Source organism: Eubacterium ramulus ATCC 29099, from assembly GCF_000469345.1.
Classification (GTDB): domain Bacteria; phylum Bacillota; class Clostridia; order Lachnospirales; family Lachnospiraceae; genus Eubacterium_I; species Eubacterium_I ramulus.
Window position 1 is genome coordinate 1 of the sequence record NZ_KI271117.1, and the last position, 20,970, is coordinate 20,970.

20 protein-coding genes and 1 pseudogene are annotated in these 20,970 nt (G+C 44.9%); all 21 read right to left on the reverse strand.

Translation table 11 applies throughout. From position 1 onward, the window contains the following. Positions 1–491 (reverse strand): type 2 periplasmic-binding domain-containing protein (locus tag HMPREF0373_RS06660; RefSeq protein ID WP_021738900.1); only part of this gene is annotated, 491 nt, incomplete at its 3' end. Between the two features lie 160 nt (positions 492–651). Further along, positions 652–1,062: a VOC family protein gene (locus tag HMPREF0373_RS06665; RefSeq protein WP_022035224.1), complete on the reverse strand. Its 411-nt coding sequence runs from the start codon at positions 1,060–1,062 to the stop codon at positions 652–654. A 172-nt stretch (positions 1,063–1,234) separates the two neighbouring features. Next, positions 1,235–2,641 carry a hypothetical protein gene (locus tag HMPREF0373_RS06670; RefSeq protein WP_044963275.1) on the reverse strand — a complete coding sequence of 469 codons (1,407 nt, stop codon included), beginning with the start codon at positions 2,639–2,641 and terminating at the stop codon, positions 1,235–1,237. A gap of 254 nt (positions 2,642–2,895) precedes the next feature. Further along, positions 2,896–4,191, reverse strand: a complete 1,296-nt coding sequence (locus tag HMPREF0373_RS06675; protein WP_021738903.1) for an MFS transporter — start codon at positions 4,189–4,191, stop codon at positions 2,896–2,898. A gap of 154 nt (positions 4,192–4,345) precedes the next feature. After that, complete coding sequence (locus HMPREF0373_RS06680) at positions 4,346–5,398, reverse strand: zinc-dependent alcohol dehydrogenase (protein WP_021738904.1); 1,053 nt, start codon at positions 5,396–5,398, stop codon at positions 4,346–4,348. 216 nt (positions 5,399–5,614) lie between these two features. After that, positions 5,615–6,403, reverse strand: a complete 789-nt coding sequence (locus HMPREF0373_RS06685; RefSeq protein ID WP_341348894.1) for a magnesium transporter CorA family protein — start codon at positions 6,401–6,403, stop codon at positions 5,615–5,617. Positions 6,404–6,417: 14 nt separating this feature from the next. Beyond that, positions 6,418–6,627, reverse strand: a complete 210-nt coding sequence (locus HMPREF0373_RS17615) for a hypothetical protein (RefSeq protein WP_341348893.1) — start codon at positions 6,625–6,627, stop codon at positions 6,418–6,420. A gap of 195 nt (positions 6,628–6,822) precedes the next feature. Then, positions 6,823–9,099 carry a xanthine dehydrogenase family protein molybdopterin-binding subunit gene (locus HMPREF0373_RS06690; protein ID WP_021738908.1) on the reverse strand — a complete coding sequence of 759 codons (2,277 nt, stop codon included), beginning with the start codon at positions 9,097–9,099 and terminating at the stop codon, positions 6,823–6,825. Continuing rightward, positions 9,096–9,563: a (2Fe-2S)-binding protein gene (locus HMPREF0373_RS06695; protein ID WP_021738909.1), complete on the reverse strand. Its 468-nt coding sequence runs from the start codon at positions 9,561–9,563 to the stop codon at positions 9,096–9,098. Before HMPREF0373_RS06695 ends, HMPREF0373_RS06690 begins: the two co-directional genes overlap by 4 nt. 1 nt (position 9,564) lies before the next feature. Continuing rightward, positions 9,565–10,365, reverse strand: coding sequence for an FAD binding domain-containing protein (locus tag HMPREF0373_RS06700; protein WP_021738910.1), 801 nt, complete (start codon positions 10,363–10,365; stop codon positions 9,565–9,567). 317 nt (positions 10,366–10,682) lie between these two features. Beyond that, entirely contained in the window at positions 10,683–11,315 is a 633-nt protein-coding gene (locus tag HMPREF0373_RS06705; protein ID WP_021738911.1) for an endonuclease III domain-containing protein, read from the reverse strand. A 246-nt stretch (positions 11,316–11,561) separates the two neighbouring features. Further along, the gene (locus tag HMPREF0373_RS06710) at positions 11,562–12,647 is read right to left on the reverse strand and encodes a phosphoribosyltransferase (RefSeq protein ID WP_022036449.1); all 1,086 of its coding nucleotides are present in this window, start codon (positions 12,645–12,647) and stop codon (positions 11,562–11,564) included. Positions 12,648–12,934: 287 nt separating this feature from the next. Next, on the reverse strand, positions 12,935–13,246 hold the full coding sequence (locus tag HMPREF0373_RS06715) for a heavy-metal-associated domain-containing protein (RefSeq protein WP_021738914.1): 312 nt from the start codon (positions 13,244–13,246) through the stop codon (positions 12,935–12,937). Between the two features lie 146 nt (positions 13,247–13,392). Continuing rightward, positions 13,393–14,946, reverse strand: coding sequence for an ABC-F family ATP-binding cassette domain-containing protein (locus HMPREF0373_RS06720; protein WP_021738915.1), 1,554 nt, complete (start codon positions 14,944–14,946; stop codon positions 13,393–13,395). 108 nt (positions 14,947–15,054) lie between these two features. Next, positions 15,055–15,198 carry a hypothetical protein gene (locus HMPREF0373_RS06725; protein ID WP_154301464.1) on the reverse strand — a complete coding sequence of 48 codons (144 nt, stop codon included), beginning with the start codon at positions 15,196–15,198 and terminating at the stop codon, positions 15,055–15,057. A gap of 103 nt (positions 15,199–15,301) precedes the next feature. Beyond that, complete coding sequence (locus tag HMPREF0373_RS06730) at positions 15,302–15,835, reverse strand: hypothetical protein (protein WP_021738917.1); 534 nt, start codon at positions 15,833–15,835, stop codon at positions 15,302–15,304. Positions 15,836–15,886: 51 nt separating this feature from the next. Continuing rightward, positions 15,887–17,578, reverse strand: a complete 1,692-nt coding sequence (locus HMPREF0373_RS06735; protein ID WP_021738918.1) for a recombinase family protein — start codon at positions 17,576–17,578, stop codon at positions 15,887–15,889. 38 nt (positions 17,579–17,616) lie between these two features. After that, the gene (locus HMPREF0373_RS06740) at positions 17,617–17,802 is read right to left on the reverse strand and encodes a hypothetical protein (protein WP_015540918.1); all 186 of its coding nucleotides are present in this window, start codon (positions 17,800–17,802) and stop codon (positions 17,617–17,619) included. A gap of 270 nt (positions 17,803–18,072) precedes the next feature. Beyond that, positions 18,073–19,413 carry a virulence-associated E family protein gene (locus HMPREF0373_RS06745; RefSeq protein WP_147597875.1) on the reverse strand — a complete coding sequence of 447 codons (1,341 nt, stop codon included), beginning with the start codon at positions 19,411–19,413 and terminating at the stop codon, positions 18,073–18,075. Further along, positions 19,298–20,038 (reverse strand): annotated as a pseudogene (locus tag HMPREF0373_RS06750) (CHC2 zinc finger domain-containing protein). The gene HMPREF0373_RS06745 and the pseudogene HMPREF0373_RS06750 overlap by 116 nt, the downstream one beginning before the upstream one ends. A gap of 47 nt (positions 20,039–20,085) precedes the next feature. After that, positions 20,086–20,970: MobA/MobL family protein (locus HMPREF0373_RS06755; RefSeq protein ID WP_021738922.1), on the reverse strand; the 885-nt coding region annotated here is incomplete at its 5' end.

Sequence of the window (20,970 nt, forward strand, 5' to 3'; positions counted from 1 at the left end):
ATAAAGCAATCCTTATCTAAATGACATTGGGTAGATTCCACCGCACCTACTCCGTAAGTTTTTCCGCCTGCATCATAGGTATACGTAACCAGATTTTTCACCTCATCTGAGATTTCTCCCAATGTATCACTGTTAGCATAAGACTCCGGCGTCTTCAGCTGCACAATGTCTCCCAGTTCATTCCGCGCAATTTTTTTGATCAGGATATCCTCATAAACCTTGTCCTCATAGTTTACTTCATAATTAACCTTGATATTCGGATACTTTTTCTCAAAATTTCGCACTGTCGCCTCAATAGCTGAATTCCACTGTGCATTTTGATAGGCATAAACCAGTTCAATCTCAACCTGGTTTTCATTCTCTTCGGTGGATTTTGTCCTTTCCTTGTTGCGGATGTTGTCATAGAACAGAGATCCACACAAAATCACAAGCAATGATACCAAGATGATGATACTGATGATCAATAATCCTCGTTTGCGTCTATTTATCATTTCTTTTCCTCAATCTCAACCTGTCACTTTATCCCATTTTACCACTTTTTCAGTACCTACAATACTACTTTTTGCCGATACATACGATGAAAAGCGGTTCCCCGCAGATTGCGGGGCACCGCTTAAATTTTACAACTCTCAAAAAACAAACTTCTACTGATTATTTACCCTGGATAAACTCAAGCAGAACACCATTGCAGTCACGTACAAACATAACCGCCTCGCCATCCATACGAACCTCATGTGCGATATCAACACCGTTCTCTACAAAACCTGCTTTCAGTGCATCCATGTCATCTGTTGCAAATGCAATATGTTTTGTTCCAACAGTCTGAAGATCTGTATTCGGTGTCAGACGATCTTCCGGGATTTTTTTCGGCTCATCATACTCGAATAATTCAATCTGGAATCCATCTTTCTCGATGAACACGATTTTTGCTTTCAGCGGCGGTACATATCCGTCATTTTTTACTACCTCAAAACCAAGATTCTTTTTGTACCACGCAAGAGACTCTTCCATATTGTAAACACTGATTCCTGCATGCAATACTTTTTTTACGTTTGTTGTCATTTCATCCACCTCATATTTTTTTCTAATGCTTCCGTACCCTCCACAAAACTTATCGGAGTGCAAAGCACGGAGCAATCCACGCAATCAGGATTTGGTTGTTTTAAGACCCAAATCATATAATTTTAGTATACTATATCTCTACTGGTTTGGCCAGTATAAACACTATATTTTCTTATGCTGTGACAACTAACGTTCCGCCACCTGCCAGTGCAAATTCACCTGCCTGAGCACCTTTTGCTGTAATTGTCACACCGGCCGGCGCATCAATCTGTGCAGGCTCTACATCTGTCACAAATACGACATCAGAATCTGCTGTTGCAACCCATTTACTTCCTTTGTCAAATGCGACATTCGCATGCTGGATTGCACCTGTCAGCTGTGTGCTGTTGAGCATTACCCACATTTCTCTCGTGGTATCTTCGTGGAGCAGATCACCTTTGACATCCATGTCTGTCATAACAACATTTACACCAAATACATCTTTCGTAACTTTTGTTGCACATGGATCATCATTTACAATGGTGTGAACCAGAATACCTTTGTCGGAAGAAATATTTACATCACAAAGATCCAGCATCATGTTGTGGCTCTTAACCAGTACACACTCTTTCTTCGTGTGGATGTCTCCGCCTGTAACTGTGATATCCGCAACTTCTTCTTGCCACCCGTTTACACAGTGAGTCAGTGCAAAGTAAGATCCACACTCTGCGGTACAGTCATTAAATGTCATATCGGAATTTCCTGCAACAATGGCTGCCATACAGGACATATCAAAGTTACAGTCATTGAAGTAATCGTGGCATCCCGGATCGGAGTATGCACCGTAACCGCTCTTGGTACAAACAATATCACAGTCATTTGCTTCCAGGTATACATAGCCTTCGGAAGACTCTGTGGACAGAGCTGCCCATCCATCACAGATGATTTTTGAATTGTAGAAGTAACTGGAGGAATTGGACATCGTACAGTGAGTACGTGTATTTCCATCCATCTCCAGTGCTGGTGGCGGAGTGGACATTAACGCGTCCGGTCTCTCGATATCGTCACCATACGGAATGCCGTGTGCACAGATTACAGAATCATATACTTTCAATACAGAACCTTCCTCTGCTGCTGTTGCATAACGGGTTCTTCCATTTGTATCAATCACTGCATTTTTGATGGTCAGTTTTGCATTGTATTTTGCTGATGCACCGCTGGCCGGTCCGCCGATTCCCTGTCCATCTCCGGCAAGGCTGATGTATGCGGTATCTACAGTCACGTCTGTACCCGCGCCCTCTGCATAGATAGCACCTTCCGTTCCTTCATAGGCTACAACTTTCAGATTCTCCACCTTGTTATCAGATACTTTTCCGCCATATACTACGGATGGATTGGAAGTAGCCTCGTCATATTTTCCATCTTTAATATGTACGGCTGCTACTGCGTCATCTGCCGGTGCAAACCAGTTGATCTTCGGTTTACCCGGATTTAATACAGCATTGACGCCCTCAATAATGTCTGCCATGGTCAGCATGTTTTTGCATTCTTCCCGTGCCGGTTTATTTTTCTGCACGCCTTTGATTTTTACCAGTTCCATACCATTTCTCCTTTTCTTCCACATGAGTGGATAGTCATTTTATTTTCTGTTTCTAACATCAACTTGTTTTTCTTATTACTCTTTCCGATTCACGCACATTCCCAGTATCTTACTAGGTTTTTCCTGTTTTTGAAAAATGACCCCTGCACATACATGCAGAAGTCATTTTTCCATAGGTTCATAGGTTTAGGCAATATAGGTAATCATATATATTGTTCCGTATGTCTAATATGTATGATCATAAAACTTTTTTATTATTTTTTACCATAATCACGGTCAGCTGCGTTGGCATCTTTCATGCCGAGCATTGTAAGCAGTGTAATGATACCTACTGCTAATACGATTAACAGCATGATGTAAGCTGTTGTTGTCTGTCCTCTCTGCATGAAGCCTACCATAATCTGTGCAGCTACTGCAGACGGGATTAACTGGATAGCCATGATGATACGGTTTGCAGCCTGATATTCTCTACGTCCATAAGCGAATGCCATGATACAAGGATGAAGTGTCGGAACACCACCAGTCATACAAGCAACACCAAATCCCCATACTAACATAAGCACCTTGCTACCGCCTTCCGGCTGAAGCATCAGACCAAGGATTGGAAGTAATTCACATAAGCCAAGTACGATTGCTGCTTTTACAGTTCCTACTTTATCATCGATCAGACCGAATACATAAGACATCGGGATACCAAGGAGAGCACCAATTGACAGATATTTAACTGCCTGTAACCAGATAGTAGGTTCGCCACCACCTAATGTGATGTAGCGCATTGCCATGGAACCCATACAAGCGTTGATGATAAATGTAAGTGCTCCGAAAGAAATAATAACCTGCCAGCCTTTCTTTGTTGAAAGGATATCTTTGATGGTCAGTTTTACTTCTTCTCCAGCTCCCTCAGATTTTAATGGATGATCAGCTCCATCCGGATATAATCCGGCATCTTCCGGTGTGTCTTTGATTGCAAAAGCAACAACAACTGCAACAATTACTAACAATACTGCAATAGCAATATAGAATGGTCTGTAATCTCCGCCAAGCTTCTTTGTAATCAGTGTAGTCATTCCGGCTGTGCCAACTACTGAGAATAATGGGCTACCAACAGTGATGACACCCATAATCTGTCCTCTGAAACGTACAAACCAGCTTGCTACCAGCTGGAATCCAGCCATCTGCAACATCATACAAGTACATCTTGTAATGAATAAAGAGATAAAGTATAAAACATAATTTCCTTCTCCGCCGTTGCATGCAAGTCCGTTTGCTGCTGCAACACCGATACATCCAACCGCACAAAGAATCATTGTCGGAATCAAGGATTTCTTTACGCCAAACTTGATAAACATGGTTCCGTAAAGGAATGTTAATACGATACAAACAAAGTTACCAACGGTCATCGGTGCCATGGTAGCGTCGCCGCTCCATCCACTGAACGCCTGAATAATGTTGATCTGATCATTCTGAAGTCCTGAATACAGGAACATGAAAACGATACCCAGTATGGAAAGTAAGATTCCATATCCCAAGAATTTTTTGTTTTTAGCCATTTTTCAATTTTCCTCCTTTTATCACGGTAAGTCCCATTTGCCTGAGCCACTCTTGATGCTTGTATTTTGCCACATCTTAGTCCTATCTTAAAGGCAACTTTTTGTGAAAAAAGTGCTGTTTTTTTAGATTTTCTTTATAAAGTTTATACTTTTTTTATTCTTCCCAGCAGATCAGTCCGCCTGTCATATCCGGATTTACATGTGGGAATACATAATCAGCATATGCTTCCGGAATCTGTTTGTATGAAAACTCGTGGCTGATCAACGGAGTGATATCGAGTTTGCCATATTTGATCAGATTTAAGAATACCTGAATATCCTCATCACTCGTCCAGCAGTCAGAGTTCACATAACGATTCAGTTTTTTGCCCATTACCGGCGGCCAAGCGCCCTCGATCAACAGATCTGCTCTTCTTAATTTATATGGTTTGGAGTTTACATATGTACCGATCAGGCTTGCACCTTTCTGCATGATCGGATCATCGATCGGCGGCATAGCCTCGCCGTGTACCTGTGAAATCATAACGACACGTCCACGCTCGGAAACAAGTTCAGCTGCCTGCATTAACGGTCCTCTTGCGCCGGTTGCCTCGAAAATAACCGGAAGTCCGCCACGGTTTAATTTTGCAACTTCACGTTCCAGTCCATCCGGATCTTCTTTTGAGTTGATGACAACATCTGCTCCCATTTTCTTTGCTGCTTCCAGGCGGTTGTTATCCAGATCAGTTACGATAACCGGAACAGCACCTGCAATTCTTGCACACTGTGCTGTGATCGCTCCTACAAATCCCTGTCCGAGAACTGCACACGGCTCACCAAGCTGTAAATTAGAACGGCGGAGTGCATACATTCCTGTATGGCCAAGGTTCCAGAATGCAGCCTGTTTTAAGTCAACGCCTTCCGCACAAAGTGTACAGTTTAATTCAGATGTTACGACATACTGCGCATGCTCTACGGTTGCTACTACATGATCGCCAACTTTTAACTCCTCCACACCTTCGCCAACCTCAATGACTTCTGCTGCCATCGCATATCCGATACTTGTTGGAAGCGGTACGATGTGTTCACCAAGAAGTCCGTTCTCTGTTCCCGGACTCATTGCGCTGTATTTTGCTTTCAGTAATACCTCTCCTTTACCCGGTGCCGGAATCTCTTTCTCCTTTAAGACTACTTTCCCCGGCTGAGCCTCTGCATAGATAGTTTTCATATTAATTTTCCCCTCCTGTTTTTATGCGGATTATTTTTATACCAGAAACGATATTTTCTGCATAAAAAAAGCCGCTGCCTATGAAATTTATTATCTTGATGCGATAATTATTTCATAAGCAACGACTTATCTCAATGTCGTTTTCTGTGAAAAACAGGACGTTTTTTGTGATATTAATTTCCAGTTTAATGATAGGTAAAATAGTGGTTTCTGGTGTTACAACATATTTTTCTTTCTTAAGATCAGCAGGATCAAAATACAGATTACCAGAGTTCCGATACAGATAATTCCGAATCCATAAGGAGTATCAGACAATGGCATCCATTTCCCACTGACGTTCATTCCGTACAATCCGGAAATAATCGTCGGAATCGCCATAACCAGAGTGATTGACGTCAGATATTTCATGACATTATTCAAGCGGTTATTGATAACTGAGGATACCAGTTCACGGGTACCATTGATGATATCACGATAGATCATTGTCATCTCAATCGCCTGCTTGTTCTCAATAATGACATCATCCAGCAGTTCCGTATCTTCCGGATACTGTTCCAGTCGTTTATATCTGGACAGACGTTCCAGCACAACACCATTTGCTCTTAAGGATGTGGCGAAATATACCAGGGTCGATTCCAGTTCATGCAAGTTTACAAGATCTTCATCCTCGGTATTTCCGCCGATATTTTCCTCAATATCCGTTCTCTTTTTATCAATGATACGCAGTGTACTCTGATACATTGCTGAAGTACGGAACAGAATCTGATATACAAAACGCATTTTTTTCTTTGTGGAAAATTCACGCACTCTGCGTTCAATAAAATGCTGCAGGATCGGTGTCTCCTCGGTGCACACTGTGATAATACATTCCTGTGTCAGAAGGATACCCAGCGGGATTGTGGTATAGTTCTTGGATTCATGACGGATCTCCATCGCCGGAATATCCACCAGGATCAGTGTATAACCATCCTCAAGTTCAATACGGGAACTCTCTTCCTCATCCAGTGCGGCACGGACATCTACCTATCAATATCATATTTTTCCGCGACTTCCTGACTCTCCTCCATGGTTGGATTTGTCATCATAATCCAGACTCCCGGATCCATCTCTTCTACTTCATGAAGGACACGGTTATCCGTTTTATACACGGTCATCATATGTGCCACACCTGCCTCTCTGATATATTCAAGATTTGTCTGCAAATCTTGTTGCGAACTAAACATCTGCAAAACTGATATTTTCCGCTGTTCAGTTCTGTAATCCTTACGAAGTATTCTTTTGCTTTGAAGAAGTAAAAGAATGCCTTAAAACTTATTGTACCAAGTTTTAAGGCATTTTGGTAGTGCTGAACGTAATTTTTACCAGTCTTTTTCACATTCTTTTCCTTTTTTATAAGGAAATGCACTGATTTTTACTTCTTTTTTCTATTCTTCCGGTGTACCCATTGCAATTTTCTCCGGTGTGATCGGAAGTTCACGCACCCAGATACCTGTTGCATTGGCAACCGCATGTGCCAATGCCGGAGATGGTGTATTGATAACAATCTCTCCGATGGATTTTGCGCCAAACGGGCCGGACTGTTCATAACTGCTCTCGAACTCAACCCGGAGTCTGCACACATCCACACGAGCTGGAATCTTATACTGCATCAGGGAATTGTTCATCATTCTTCCGTAGTCCGTATACTGTACATTCTCATACAATGCCATGCCGATACCCTGTCCGAGACCGCCTTCTACCTGAACTCTTGCCAGATTCGGGTTCAGCGGAGTACCGCAGTCAACTACAGCCACATAATCGATCAGTTCCAGTTCACCGGTTTCTTTATCAATTTCCACTTCTGCCATTCCGACCATAAACGGTGGCGGAGAAACCGGAGAATAATGGCTCTCCGTTACCTGAAGTGCATGGTTATTGGCACACATGGAATGCACACCGATTTCCGCTGTTGTCACGGTTTTTCCTGTGGAAATACAGCTTACATGGTCTCCTTCAAAACGGGTATCGTCCACGTTGCACTCCAACATCTGAGCAGCTGTCTGCTTCATCTCTTCGATCAGATGAAGTGCAGTCTTTTCCACGGCTTTACCGGTAACGTATGCCGTACTGGATGCGTAAGATCCGGAATCGTAAGGTGAGGTATCGGTATCTGCACCGGATACTGCAATCCTGTCCGTATCACATTCCAGACATTCCGCTGCCACCTGCGCCAGTGTCGTATCACATCCGGTTCCCATATCAGCAGCACCGATAGAGAGCAGATATGTTCCATCTTCGTTCAGCTTAATGGTCGCAGATCCTACATCCACATTGGAAATACCGGATCCCTGCATGGACATGGCCATACCGACGCCTCGCACTTTTCCGTTGCCCATATCCCGGCAAGGGAACTTCTCTTTCCACCCGATCATCTCTGCCGCGCGTTCCAGACAACGATCCAGCGCACAACTGTTGTTTGGCTCACCATAATAAGCAGGCATGATATCGCCTTCCCGCACCATATTTATCTCACGCAGCTTCACCGGATCCATATGCAGTTTCTGCGCCAGTTCGTTCACCGCTGATTCGAGTGCAAACTGACCCTGTGTCGCACCATATCCACGATATGCTCCTGCAGACATTACATTGGTATACACAACATCGTAATCAAAACGGAATGCCTCTGCTTTTGCATAAAGCGGAATGGATTTGTGTCCGCTTAATCCTACCGTTGTCGGTCCATGCTCACCGTAAGCACCGGTATTTGACAGTGTATACATATCAATCGCACGGATGGTTCCGTCCTTCATTGCACCTACTTTTACATGCACTTCCATCTCATGCCGGGGAGAGGATGCAATCTGGGATTCCTCTCTGGTAAAAATGATTTTGGACGGTTTCTTTGTCATCCAGGTTACAAATGCCGGATACACTTCAGAAACTGCGGTCTGTTTTGCTCCAAACCCACCGCCCACACGCGGTTTTGACACACGGATCTGAGACTTCGGAATACCAAGAGCATTTGATACAATTCTTCGCACATGGAATACAATCTGTGTGGAACTGAAAATATTCAGTCTGCCATAGGCATCCACAGAACAGTAAGTGCGGAATGTCTCCATCATCGCCTGCTGATCTGCGACAGTATGATAAGTATGCTCCACAATGGTATCACATTCTGCCATCACACCGTCCACATCGCCTTCTTCCGATCTGGCTGTGGCGCAGAGATTCCGTTTATTGTCCGCGCCAACCGGACAGAGTGATCTCCAGTTATCCTCCGGATGAATCAGGATTTCATTATCTTTTGCCACATGAAAATCCAGAATTGCCGGAAGCACTTCATATTTCACTTTGATCAGACGCATGGCTTTTTCCACGCAGGCTTCATCCTCACCGGCAATGATCGCCACCGGATCACCCACAAAACGTACATGCCGGTCTAGGATCAAACGATCATAAGGTGTCGCTTCCGGATAGGTCTGTCCCGCTGTAGTAAAACGCTGCTGCGGAACATCTTCCCAGGTATAGATTGCTTCAATTCCCGGTACTTTTTCCGCTGCAGTCTTATTGATTTCTTTTATGATTGCATTGGCATGGGGACTGCGCAGTAATTTGACGATCAGACAGTCCTTCGGAACCAGATCGTCCATAAAAACCGGTTTTCCTGTCAGCAGCGCCATGGCATCTTTTTTTCGAATTGGCTGATTTACTGCTTTCATCTGCTGCCTCCATTCTTTTTGTATTCCAGAAAAGCTTTGATTCCACGCATCTGTCCTTCATATCCGGAACATCTGCAAAGGTTTCCTGCTAAATATTCTTTGATTTCTTCATCAGAAGGATCCGGATTTTCCCGAAATAATGCAATGGCATTCATAATCATTCCCGGATTGCAGAACCCACACTGCTCTGCCCCCTGATCTGCAATAAATGCACCAAATTCTTCGGCCTCTTTCTGAAGTCCTTCCAAAGTATCTACTTTACATCCGTTTACCCGTGCCACCAGCATGGAACAGGAAAGTACTGGTTTATCATTTACGAATACAGTACAAAGTCCACAGTTAGATGTCTCACAGCCACGCTTTACACTGTAACAACCATGGTCACGCACAAAGTCAATAAGTAATGTATCCGGTTTTACAAGTGCTTCCACTTTTTTTCCATTTAATGTAATTGTCACAACCATCTTACTGCACCTCCTCTGTCACGGTCAGCAGCGCACGACGGATCAGCACCTTGGCAAGATGTGTCCGATATGCAGCACTGGCACGCATGTTATCCTGCGTTGGAATCTGAGCCGCAAGTTCGTCTGCGATTTTTGCAGCTGCATCTGCACGATTCTGTGCAAGATCTGCATTCTGTGTCTCTGATAACGTCAGTAGCATCGCTTTCTGTGGTCTCGCACCTACAGCGACTCTGATTCCTCTTTCATCCCGACAGACAGCACAGGTTAACACTGGAAAATCTGTTTTTGTATTTCTCTGGGACAGATAAACACATTTACCCGGTGTCTTTTTTACGATCAGGCGGATCAGTACATCATTATCTCTTGGAAGATTCACAAAATCTGCCAGAGACAGAATTCCACTGTGATGCAGTTCCACATAGGTATCCATTGCCAGGAAGCAGGTCAGTACATCCGAAAAACCAAATCTTCCGAAAATACTTCCTCCCACAGTGGCCAGATTTCGAAACTGTACACCTACAATATGACGTACACTCTCACGCACTGCTCCGTCGCTCCACTGATTCAGTCCTTCATGTAACTCCAGCTGTCGTAAAGATGTCATACACCCGATGGAAAACTGTGTCTCATCTTCCTCGATCGTATCAAGACCAAGACCCGACAGATCTATTGCCGTCTGTATTCTGTGATCTCCCATTTTCATCCAGAGCATTCCACCAATGATCTGATTGGTGCGCTTCTGATTCAGTTCAAATGCCTGTTCCAGACTTTCTGCCTTCACATACTCTTTGATTTCCAGCATTCATGTTCTCCTTTTTTTACAATGATTTCAAAGTTTTCTTTCATACAAAGCTTTATTCATCCCCTATTTTGCTGCGAATATAATCTTCGCTTTTACACAGGGATTTTTATCTCAGTCGAGAAGACTCCCACTTCTGCAAGTGGTGAGTAATAACAAGTCTTTCTCAGTGGGAGTACAATCTCCGACTGAGATAAACGCTCCGCGAGGATGTGCAGTGATTCTGAGAAGAATATGTCAGCTTTCGCTGACCAGATTCACGCACCAAGTCTCACGTGCGTTCGACTTGAATTTATCGCATCTTAACAATATCACTAACATCAGATGCGTTTTTTACAGATATCATTCAGACAGCATTTATCGCAATACGGCTGTGTCCGTGCAGTACAGACTTCTCGCCCGTGCAATACAAGACGATGGCAGAAATCGCTGCCTTCCTCCGGTGGAATGATCTTCCACAATTCCATCTCAACTTTTTTCGGCTCCTTAATGCCATCCACCAATCCCATGCGGTTCACCAGACGAATGCAGTGGGTATCTGTCACGATGGCAGGTTGCCCAAACACATCTCCCATGATCAGATTGGCACTTTTTCGTCCCACACCCGGAAGTTTCAGCAAGGCGTTAAAATCCTTCGGCACTTTTCCATCAAACTCGTCCCGGAGCATCTTCATGCAGGCACTGATATCTCTGGCTTTGCTCTTGCCAAGTCCACAGGGACGGACAATCTCCTCGATATCTGCCACATCAGCATCCGCCAGTGCTTCCACGCCTGGGTATTTTTCAAATAACGTCGGAACGATCATATTGACTCTCGCATCCGTACATTGCGCCGCCAGCCGGACGCTGACCAACAGTTTCCAGGCCTGATCATAATCCAATGTACAGTCTGCATCCGGATATTCTGTTTTCAGACGATTGATGATTTCAAGCGCCCGTTGCTTTTTGGTCATATTTTTCCTCGCAATCTTTTCTATTTATCCGTCAAATAGCTGCATGATACTGCCTGCAAGCAGTCGTATCTTTTTCTGTTTCTACTTTTATAATAAATGCGGCTTCTACGTTCTTCGAACTCTCGAATCCGCAACACACATTCGCATTCCGGGCTATCTCCCTACATGCTCATGTGTGTTTATCCGTCAAATAGCTGCATGATACTGCCTGCAAGCAGTCGTATCATGCAGCTATTGACAGATTTATTATAGCATATATTTTCTCAATGCTGTTGTAATCTCTTCGATTCTCTGTTCTGCGATCTCGCGCACAGTCATTCCTTTTAAACTCTCGATATAGCCAAGTTCCTGACGATACAGCCAGTTTTTCTGTGCGTCGTTCAACTCCTGATAATGGTTTGCTTCCACCCAGTCATTGTATGCCAAAGGAGCCGGATAACCAAGTTTCTCATCCAGCAATTCCTTCAGATCGATCTCATCTGCACGCTCCAGCATGCCGTTCCAGAATTCCAGCACTTCCTCTACATGCTCATGGATTTCGTAACGACGTGCGCCACCATCATAGATGATGCATTTCTCAAATAACGGATTGCACATGGAAAGTGTCTGACGTCTGAATTCCGGCGCAATGATACCACCTTTCCAGTAGAAATCGACATCCGGAAGGTTGATGCCGGATACACCTTTATCCTGGTAAGTTGCAAAAATACCTTCATAAAATACTGTAATAAATCCCTCAAAATCCGGCCAGTATTCACGGATTTCCTCGGTCAGGCGTTCTAAAATCTCAATGCCTTTTGTCCCACCGATCGTAAAGATGATAATATTGCGCAGTTTTGCTCCGTGTGCGCGGTAAAAATCAGTCACATATCGCAGACAATGGATCAATGTCTCTCCGGTAGCAATGATATCACCGATCAACAAGGTACTTCCAGGCACCATCGTCAGCTTGCTGTATTTAATCTCAAGACCGGCAATCTCATCTTCATGGAACACACGCTCACTGGACAGAAAACTGATGTCATGCACACGGATATGCTCACGATAGCAGCTCTCCTCCAGCGGATAGTTTAACGCACCACGCAGAATAGACAGAATGTTGGCGGTTGTCACCTTCTTCTGTTCTTTGAAATAATACAACATCTGGGAAGTGGACGGAATCAGACAATAATAAGTCTCATATCCAACGATCTCCGGATTATTTAATAATTTCCGTGTCTCCGCTTCTGATACAATATAATATTCATTTTTAAAGTCTCCGCCCTCCAGTTGATAGCAGGATACGCCCTGATCTACAAATGTTGGGACAATCTGTACATTCTTCCAGTTCATCCTTCGTCTCTCCTGTTTTTTGCATATAGATTTATTATACAATGATTCGACAAATCCTGCCATGAAATTTTTTACAGAATCTCGGCTTTATTCATATACAAAATGCACAACGAAGCTGCCGGTTGCTTCTTATTCCCAACTATGGTTCTTCGCCGTGCATTCTGTTTTCTTTATAAAAAGTATCCTCCATGGACTGCAACATCTGAATGCATAAAGAAAAAGCCGGCAACTACAACAGAATTTCCTCTGTCGTAATTGTCGGCTTTTCACTGCATATTCCCGGTTTCTTATTTCTTTCCAAAATGGAAGAAACCTTTCTTTTCTTTTTTCTCATAAGGTTTCGATTCATAAGATAATACTTTATATCCAATATCTTTTACCTGTTTTTTCACCCATGGAATATCAAGTTCTGCATCGCTGATGATGACGGTCTCTCCGGCACTTGCTGAAGAAGAAACTTTATTAACTTTAAAATTGTTGCGGATGACTTCATTCATATGAGCTTCACACATGCTGCATGACATACCATCAATTTTTAATACAGTTTTTACCATACTGATTCCTTCTTTCTCAAATGATGATTTTTCAATCAACATCATTGTATACCCCTGCGGGGTACTCTGTCAATCACTTCAGTTAGCATACACTACTGCACTATTGATGTTTTTTTCTCAATATATTCTGCAACCATTTCGTAACAGCCTATATTTTCTTTATCATGTATATCCAATGCGCGATAGATTTTCTATAACTTGGTAGTCCACTGGCTCATATTCCAGATTTCGTCTACCACATCCTGATAAAATTCCGGCTCATGGCAGATCAGCAGGATACTTCCGCGATACTCCTGCAATGCAGTCTTTAACGCATCCTTTGCATCCACATCCAGATGGTTGGTCGGCTCATCCAGAAGCAGGAAATTCGTATCACGGTTCAGCAATTTGCACAGACGCACTTTTGCCTGCTCACCACCGCTTAACACACGCACCTGGCTTTCAATGTGCTTCGTTGTCAGTCCACATTTTGCCAGAGCGGAACGCACTTCATACTGGGAAAATGATGGAAACTCTTCCCAGATTTCTTCGATACAGCTGTTGCGGTTATCCGGGCTTACTTCCTGTTCAAAATAACCAAGCTGCAGTTTTTCGCCCAGTTCACATTCACCGGAAATAGATGGTATCAATCCCAAAATACTCTTCAACAACGTTGTTTTTCCGATTCCGTTTGTACCGACCAACGCGATCTTCTGCCCACGCTCCATGGAGAAATTCAGCGGTTTGGACAACGGCTCATCATAACCGATCACCAGATCCTGTGTCTCAAACAGCATTTTTCCCGGCGTCTGTCCATACTGAAAATGGAATTCCGGCTTCGGCCGCTCTGCCGCCAGTTCGATGACATCCATTTTATCCAGTTTTTTCTGACGGGACATTGCCATATTTCTGGTAGAAACTCTGGCTTTATTTCTTGCCACAAAATCCCTTAACTCGCTGATTTCCTGCTGCTGTCTGCGGTAGGCTGCCTCAAGCTGCGCTTTTTTCATGGCGTACACTTCCTGGAAATGCTCATAATCACCAACATAACGGTTCAGTTCCTGATTTTCCATATGATAAATAATGTTTACTACTTCATTCAGAAACGGAATATCATGAGAGATCAGAATAAATGCATTTTCATAATCCAGCAGATAACGTTTCAGCCATGCGATATGCTCTTCATCCAGATAGTTCGTCGGCTCGTCCAGCAATAAAATATCCGGTTTTTCAAGCAGTAATTTTGCCAGTAAAACTTTTGTTCTCTGACCACCACTTAAGTCCGTTACATCGCGATCCAGTCCAAGATCCAGCAGGCCTAATGCACGGGCAACTTCATCTACTTTCGCATCGATCATATAAAAATCATGCTGATCCAGCAATTCCTGATAAGTACCCGTCTCTTCCAGCAGACGTTCCATCTCCTCCGGTGTGGCCTCCGCCATCTGCTCAAACATCTGGTTCATCTCTGTCTCCATCTCAAACAGCCAGGAAAATGCAGAGCGCAGCACATCTCCGATGGTCATTCCTTCTTCCAGCACCGCATGCTGATCCAGATACCCGGCACGGACATTTTTTGCCCACTCCACTTTTCCTTCATCCGGCATCAAGTGACCGGTTACAATACTCATAAATGTGGATTTTCCCTCGCCGTTTGCACCGATCAGACCGATATGCTCGCCCTTCAGCAAACGAAAGGATACATCTTCAAAAATCGCACGGTCACCAAACCCATGCGTCAGGTGCTCTACATTTAAAATACTCATTTATCTATGTGTTCTCCTTTGTTTTTATGATTCATTCAGTTTTTTCTGATAGCAAAATTTTTACACCATGCTATCATACCAGAATCTTTTCAAAAGGAAAAGCGAAATTTAGCGCCAGATTCCCCGCCGCTTTCGGATTGTATAATACATACTGTTTTCCATTGCCATAACTTTTTCCAACGGAACACTCTTGAATTGACGATCCAGTTTTTCTTCATCTGCATTACATTTAAGAAATGTTCTAATTCTCAAATTTTCATTTTCCCGTTTTTGTGCTTCGAATTGGACTTTTCGTGGTGGTAACATATACTTTTCCTGCCTCTCATTATATGCTTTCCTAAAAAATCAATATTTTTTAATCATGCGTTTTAATATTTATAAAATTCAACAACAGTGTAATGATACAAAACATAATTACTACTGCTGCTAGCACATTAATTGTATCATGGATTGCTGACCAATTACCAGTATACGCCAGATTTTTTATATCCAAGAACTGTATCCATACAGACAAAAATGCGAATCCAACACTCACTAACATCGTTCTTCTGACATAATGCGTTTTCAAAAATACTCTATCTATAATTGGTATTCCCCATGCAATTAATCCAGTTATAATGCTTGCTACAGAATACATCACTATTTTACCATCCCGTAACAACAGAATGCATAAAAGAACGATGATAATCCCAAAAATTCCAAGTATACTTCCCCAGAATCCTTTCTTTAGCTTCGATGTTTCTTTTGATATCTTGATTGTATTAGTCACCAATTCTTCTGCATCTTGAATACTGATATGCTTTTCGTCACATGTTTTTCCCCGCATCAGCGAAACCAGGCTTACATCCAGTGCCTTGGCAAGGGCCTCTAGATTATCGATATCCGGCAATCCAACACCCGTTTCCCTTAATTAAAGATATTGTTGGGTAAAAAAGAAAGGTCAGTCGATTTTGCCGATGAAGCGGTAGTAGATTTCTACTTCCTGCTCACGGCTTCCATCCTCGCCCTTGACAGCTTCGTGGACGGTTATTTTTTCAATTAGAGTGTTCAGAAGTTCGGCGGTCAGCTCCACAGGGTTGACATACTGTTTCATTAGGGCAATCCACTTTTCAGCATCCGCTGCGGTCTGTACGGCGGCTTCCATCGTTTCGTGAAGCTGTCTTATTTTTGTTTCAAGTTCCTTTTGCTCGTTCTGGTACTTCTCGGACAGCATATTGAAGTTATACTCGGTTATGCGTCCGGCAGACCAGTCCTCATACATTTTAGCAAACAGCCCGTCAACCTCGGCTTTACGCTTCTCTGCCTTTTTCAGCTCCGCAGCCTGCTTTTTCTTCGCAGAGTTTCTTTCCCTGTCGCTGGCATTGAGTAGCCGTTTCAGCAGCTTGTCCTCGTCTTTCTGTACCATCATAGACCAGTATTGCAGTCTTGCAAGCACATAGGCATACAGTACATCATAGCGGATATAGTGCATGGAACACTGGCGTAATCCCTGTCCGTTCTTGCTGCAATGGTAGTACCCGTATGGGTTTTTGTTCTGCTTGTTTTCCCCATAGGCTAAAGACCATCCGCAGTCTGCACATTTTATCAATCCTGCGAAAATCTGTGTCGTACCGTTTCTGCGTTTCCTGCGTCTGCTTGCAATCAGCTCTTGAACTTTTTGGAACACTTCTTCGGAAATGATGGCTTCGTGGGTATTTTCCACACGATACCATTCTTCCTGCGGCTTCCGCACCTTTTTCTTGTTCTTGAATGAAATGTTGCTCTGCTTGTTGTGAACGCTGTGACCGATGTAGGTTTCCTCTTTCAAAATGCTCTTGACCTGTGCAATCGTCCACGCATAGGCTTTTTCTGCGGGCGCACCGGCGTAGATATTGGCGAAAGTCCCGTATCTTTCATAGTTCAGCCAGCCGGGGGTAGGTACTTTTTCCTCCACCAGAATCCGTGTAATGCTGGCGGCTCCACGCCCGTGTACAGCAAGGTCAAAAATCTTCTCTACAATCCAGCGTGTTTCCGGGTCGATCAGAAGATGACCTTTTTTGTCCGGGTCTTTTACATAGCCCAGCGGTGCATAGGCTCCATAGTGTGCGCCATTGGCAAATCTTGTGTGCATGGCAGCCTTGACCTTTTTGCTGGTCTGTCGGGCGTGCATTTCATTCAGGATGTTTAAGAACGGTGCAAGCTCGCTTTCTCCGTTGATGGTGTCCACATTGTCATTGATGGCAATGTAGCGTACTCCCTTGCTGGGGAAATAGATTTCCGTGTACTGACCGGTCAGGATATAGTTTCTTCCCAGACGGGATAAGTCCTTTGTGACAACGCAGTTGATTTTCCCGTCCTCGATGTCATCAATCATCCTTTGGAAACTTGGACGCTCGAAATTTGTCCCGCTCCATCCGTCGTCAATGTACTCGTCTACAACAGTCAGCCCATGCTCTGCGGCATACTGCCTAAGCATCATGCGCTGGGTCTGGATACTGCCGCTTTCCCCCTGTAATTCATCGTCACGGCTCAATCTCAAATATAGTGCAGTGTTATAAATCGTTGTATTGTATGGTTGTTTCACGGTTAAAAATCCTCCTTCTAAAAGAAACAACCCACGCTTATACAATACTCGCTGGTACAAGTATATCATAAGCGTGGGCTGATTGACAGTCGTTATTCCGTATTTTTTCAGGAAGCGGCGGCAGCGTGCTGGATCACATCTTCCAGCAGGCTGTCAAGCGGCTTCCCATCCTGTGCGAAATGCTCCGATACCTTGATACGGACTTTCCCCATGACAAAATACTGGGTGCCGTCTTTTTCGGTAAGCAGGGTGCCGCTGTTTTCGTTATTGCTCTCGTTTTTGTTTTTTGCCATAGGCAGTTACCTCCATAAATGAAATATGCCCGACAAGGGAATGTCAGGCAGGTGTACAGCCGCAGACTGTCTCCGTGTCAACCAAACCGTGTCAACCGGCAGAAAAGACTTTGAAAACAATCCATAGGCGCTCTATGATTACTTTTTACTTTTTCTTTGATTTCTTGGTTGACATGGTTGACAAAGGGGAGAAATGCCCCAAATATCAGGCTTTTCTCCGTCAACCGGCTGTCAACCGAAGCGTCAACCAAACTGTCAACCGGTGGCTTTTCAGAATGGCAGTTCCATTTGCCGGGCTTCTTCTTCCGTGATTTCCTGAAAACCGTCCCCCTCCGGCGGGGCTTGGTTGACACGCTCCCAGCCTTTTTGAGAACCGTATTTCTTATACCGCTTCGGGCTTTTGTAGGCTGCCCAGCCCTGTATGATGCCGCCCGCAATGCCGGTATTCATAATCTCACAGATTGCCCGTGTCTCCCAGTCTGCCGGGGAATTTAAGTTCCCCAGCGCTTCCTCATAAAGCTGCTTGGAGCATACCCTGTCACCGGTGTAGTCCTCCAAATAGGCGTAGATCATGCCAGCCTGTGTGTCTTCCTGCATGAAGTCCTGCTGGTGGGCGTTCAGATATCGGTTCATTTCCATACTGAATGATAGCTTATACTTCCCACTGCGGTAAACCGTCATGGCTTCCGCCCACATCTGTTCGATATACGCCCTCGCCGCCGCTTCATCATCCAGTATGTGAACCTCCGCCCGTTCCGGGTACACCGTCACGGGGAGAAAGCGCCGGTTGCCGGTGCGGTCACGGGGCAAAAAGTCCTGCCGGTTGGTCGTCCCTCCGAATACACATTGCCGCAGCCGGTCTGCCGGGTGTGTCTCATACGGCACTTTGTAGGTTTCTTTCTGGCGGCTTAGGAATGACTTGATTTCCTCAATACTCTTGGCGTTGGCTGTGGCAATCATCTCCGACATCTCGATAATCCAATGCCCTTGCAGCTTGCGGTACACATTTTCATCGTCCAGCTTTTTCAAATCGTCTGAAAACCATTCGTCCCTGCCTGTCAGCAGCCGGAAAAAGGTAGATTTCCCGGCTCCCTGACCACCAACCAGACAGAGCATGACCTCAAACTTGCTCCCCGGTCTGAATACCCGCCGGATGGCTCCCATCAGGAACAGTTTCAAGGCTTCATAGGTGTATTCGTCCGTATCGGCTCCCAGAAAGTGATGCAGGGCGTAACGGATGCGCTCTGTGCCGTCCCATTGCAGGTTGTTCAGGTAATCCCTGACCGGATGGTAGCGGTTTTCATTGGCAACAATCTTGATGGCGCTCTGCACCTTTTTCTCGCTGGTAAGCCCGTAGTTTTCTTCCAGATACAAAAGCAGGTAGTTCATGTCCATGTCGGTCAGCGTGGTACTGGTGCGCTCCCAGCCCAGCGGCTTCACAATGTCAATCTGCTCCGTCAAAAGGTTCAGACGCAGCGCCCCACGAAACAGCGGGTCACGCTGGAACACCGTCAGGCAGTTTCGGATGCTGTTCTTCACGCCGCCTTTCTGCGTCCCCTCTAATGTTTCCCGGATTTCTGCTGGTGTTTGCGCCGGTTCCATTGTATCCATCGTCCTTTTGACCGTTTCCTGCATTTCTGGCGGCAAGCTCTGAAATTCGCTGTTCAAGCCGCAGCACCTCCTTTCCCTGTGCGGCGATCAATGCCGCTTTTTCTTCTATTTCTCCGTATAACAAAATATCCAAAAGGTATTCTGTGTAGCTTATCCTCTGCAACGCTTCCACAAAAAGAGGATGCCAGATGGCATCCTGCGGCTGTGGGGCGTATGCTGTTTTCCAATGCTCCAGCAGGCGCAGATAATCGCATAGCACCCGGAAACAATACCGTTCCGTTTCCTGAAATCTCTGCTCCGCTGATTTTTGTCGGGGCTGTGACCTGTTGTGACGCTTCCTATCTGGCGGTGCATTGCCGGATTTCTCATAGGAAACGCCGAAGTCCTCCGCAAGCCTGACCGCAGCTTCCCGTTTCCCCAATCCATGCAGCAAAGCGGGAAAGTCGATCACCTCCCCGGAAGCCCCGCAGCCGAAGCAGTAAAAGCGGCTGTCCACTTTCATGCTGGGCGTGCAGTCATTGTGGAATGGACAGCAGACCATGCCGTTTCTTCACACCCGGATTCCATAGAATGAAGCAGCCTGCCGGGTGGTAACAGACTGTTTCACCGCTTCAAATACATTCAAATGCTCCCTCCATAAAAATACCGGCAGCGGTAAAGCTGCCGGTTATATCATAGCTCCATCTCATGTTTCTTTCTCTGTACTTCCTGTGGTTGCTCCCTCCGGCGCAGTGCGGTATCTACGGCGTTCTGCACCTGCCGCAGCCGTATGACTTCCTCCCGGAGTGGCTTGTGCTGCGGAGACAGTTCGGCATACTCTGTTTTTAACTGTGCATATTCCTGTTTCCATGCTTTCAGGGCAATGGGTTTTCCGTCCAGTTTTTCTTTCAGAATACGGCGGGCGGCATAAAACAGCCGTAACTCCGCATCGTGTGATGTTTCAAATTTCCCCCTCTGTTTCTTAAACTTGATATTGTTCAATTCCGTATGAACAGGTTTTAGCCGCTGGTAATTCTCGCCCTCCCGTATCAATTCCTGCAATTCCTTTATCCGGGCGGATTTCTTTTTCATGGAGCCGCTTAATGCTTCAAATTCTTCACTGACAGAGGAAAGACGATCCTGCAAATCCTCTAATGTGAGCAGCTTGTTTTCCGTCAGATAATTGACGGCTCCGGCAAACTGTTTTAAGTTTCCGGTTCTGGCTTTATTGCTCCATGCCCCTGCGTTGCGCTGGTTGTAATAAGCGATCAGCAGGTCGGCAAGGCTCGGTGTCTGGGGTTTGGAAAGTTCTTCTTTTACCTCTGCCATCCAGACAAACAGGGCTTTGATCTTCTTCCTCACATCCTGCATGAGCCGGTTGGTAGCTTTAATCCAGCGGTTCAGTTCCCCTTTCTCGGTGCGGATGCCCTTTGCTTCCATCTGCCGGACATTAGCTCCCTCGTGGACAGTAGGTATCAGGTCAAGTCCCTGCCGCACATAGGAACGGTGGTCGATACGCACATCCAGCCCTTTTTCCTCAAATTTTGTATTAACGGCAGCCGCCCACTGCTCCCGCCA

Bases quoted from the DNA above. Each gene is read 5' to 3' on its own strand.
- HMPREF0373_RS06740 (WP_015540918.1), bottom strand. From the start codon at position 17,802: ATGGCAAAAAACAAAAACGAGAGCAATAACGAAAACAGCGGCACCCTG.
- HMPREF0373_RS06675 (WP_021738903.1), bottom strand. From the start codon at position 4,191: ATGGCTAAAAACAAAAAATTCTTGGGATATGGAATCTTACTTTCCATA.
- HMPREF0373_RS06745 (WP_147597875.1), bottom strand. From the start codon at position 19,413: ATGGATACAATGGAACCGGCGCAAACACCAGCAGAAATCCGGGAAACA.
- HMPREF0373_RS06680 (WP_021738904.1), bottom strand. From the start codon at position 5,398: ATGAAAACTATCTATGCAGAGGCTCAGCCGGGGAAAGTAGTCTTAAAG.
- HMPREF0373_RS06690 (WP_021738908.1), bottom strand. From the start codon at position 9,099: ATGAAAGCAGTAAATCAGCCAATTCGAAAAAAAGATGCCATGGCGCTG.
- HMPREF0373_RS06710 (WP_022036449.1), bottom strand. From the start codon at position 12,647: ATGAACTGGAAGAATGTACAGATTGTCCCAACATTTGTAGATCAGGGC.
- HMPREF0373_RS06715 (WP_021738914.1), bottom strand. From the start codon at position 13,246: ATGATGTTGATTGAAAAATCATCATTTGAGAAAGAAGGAATCAGTATG.
- HMPREF0373_RS06735 (WP_021738918.1), bottom strand. From the start codon at position 17,578: ATGATATACTTGTACCAGCGAGTATTGTATAAGCGTGGGTTGTTTCTT.
- HMPREF0373_RS06665 (WP_022035224.1), bottom strand. From the start codon at position 1,062: ATGACAACAAACGTAAAAAAAGTATTGCATGCAGGAATCAGTGTTTAC.
- HMPREF0373_RS06700 (WP_021738910.1), bottom strand. From the start codon at position 10,365: ATGCTGGAAATCAAAGAGTATGTGAAGGCAGAAAGTCTGGAACAGGCA.
- HMPREF0373_RS06670 (WP_044963275.1), bottom strand. From the start codon at position 2,641: ATGGAACTGGTAAAAATCAAAGGCGTGCAGAAAAATAAACCGGCACGG.
- HMPREF0373_RS06720 (WP_021738915.1), bottom strand. From the start codon at position 14,946: ATGAGTATTTTAAATGTAGAGCACCTGACGCATGGGTTTGGTGACCGT.
- HMPREF0373_RS06705 (WP_021738911.1), bottom strand. From the start codon at position 11,315: ATGACCAAAAAGCAACGGGCGCTTGAAATCATCAATCGTCTGAAAACA.
- HMPREF0373_RS06695 (WP_021738909.1), bottom strand. From the start codon at position 9,563: ATGGTTGTGACAATTACATTAAATGGAAAAAAAGTGGAAGCACTTGTA.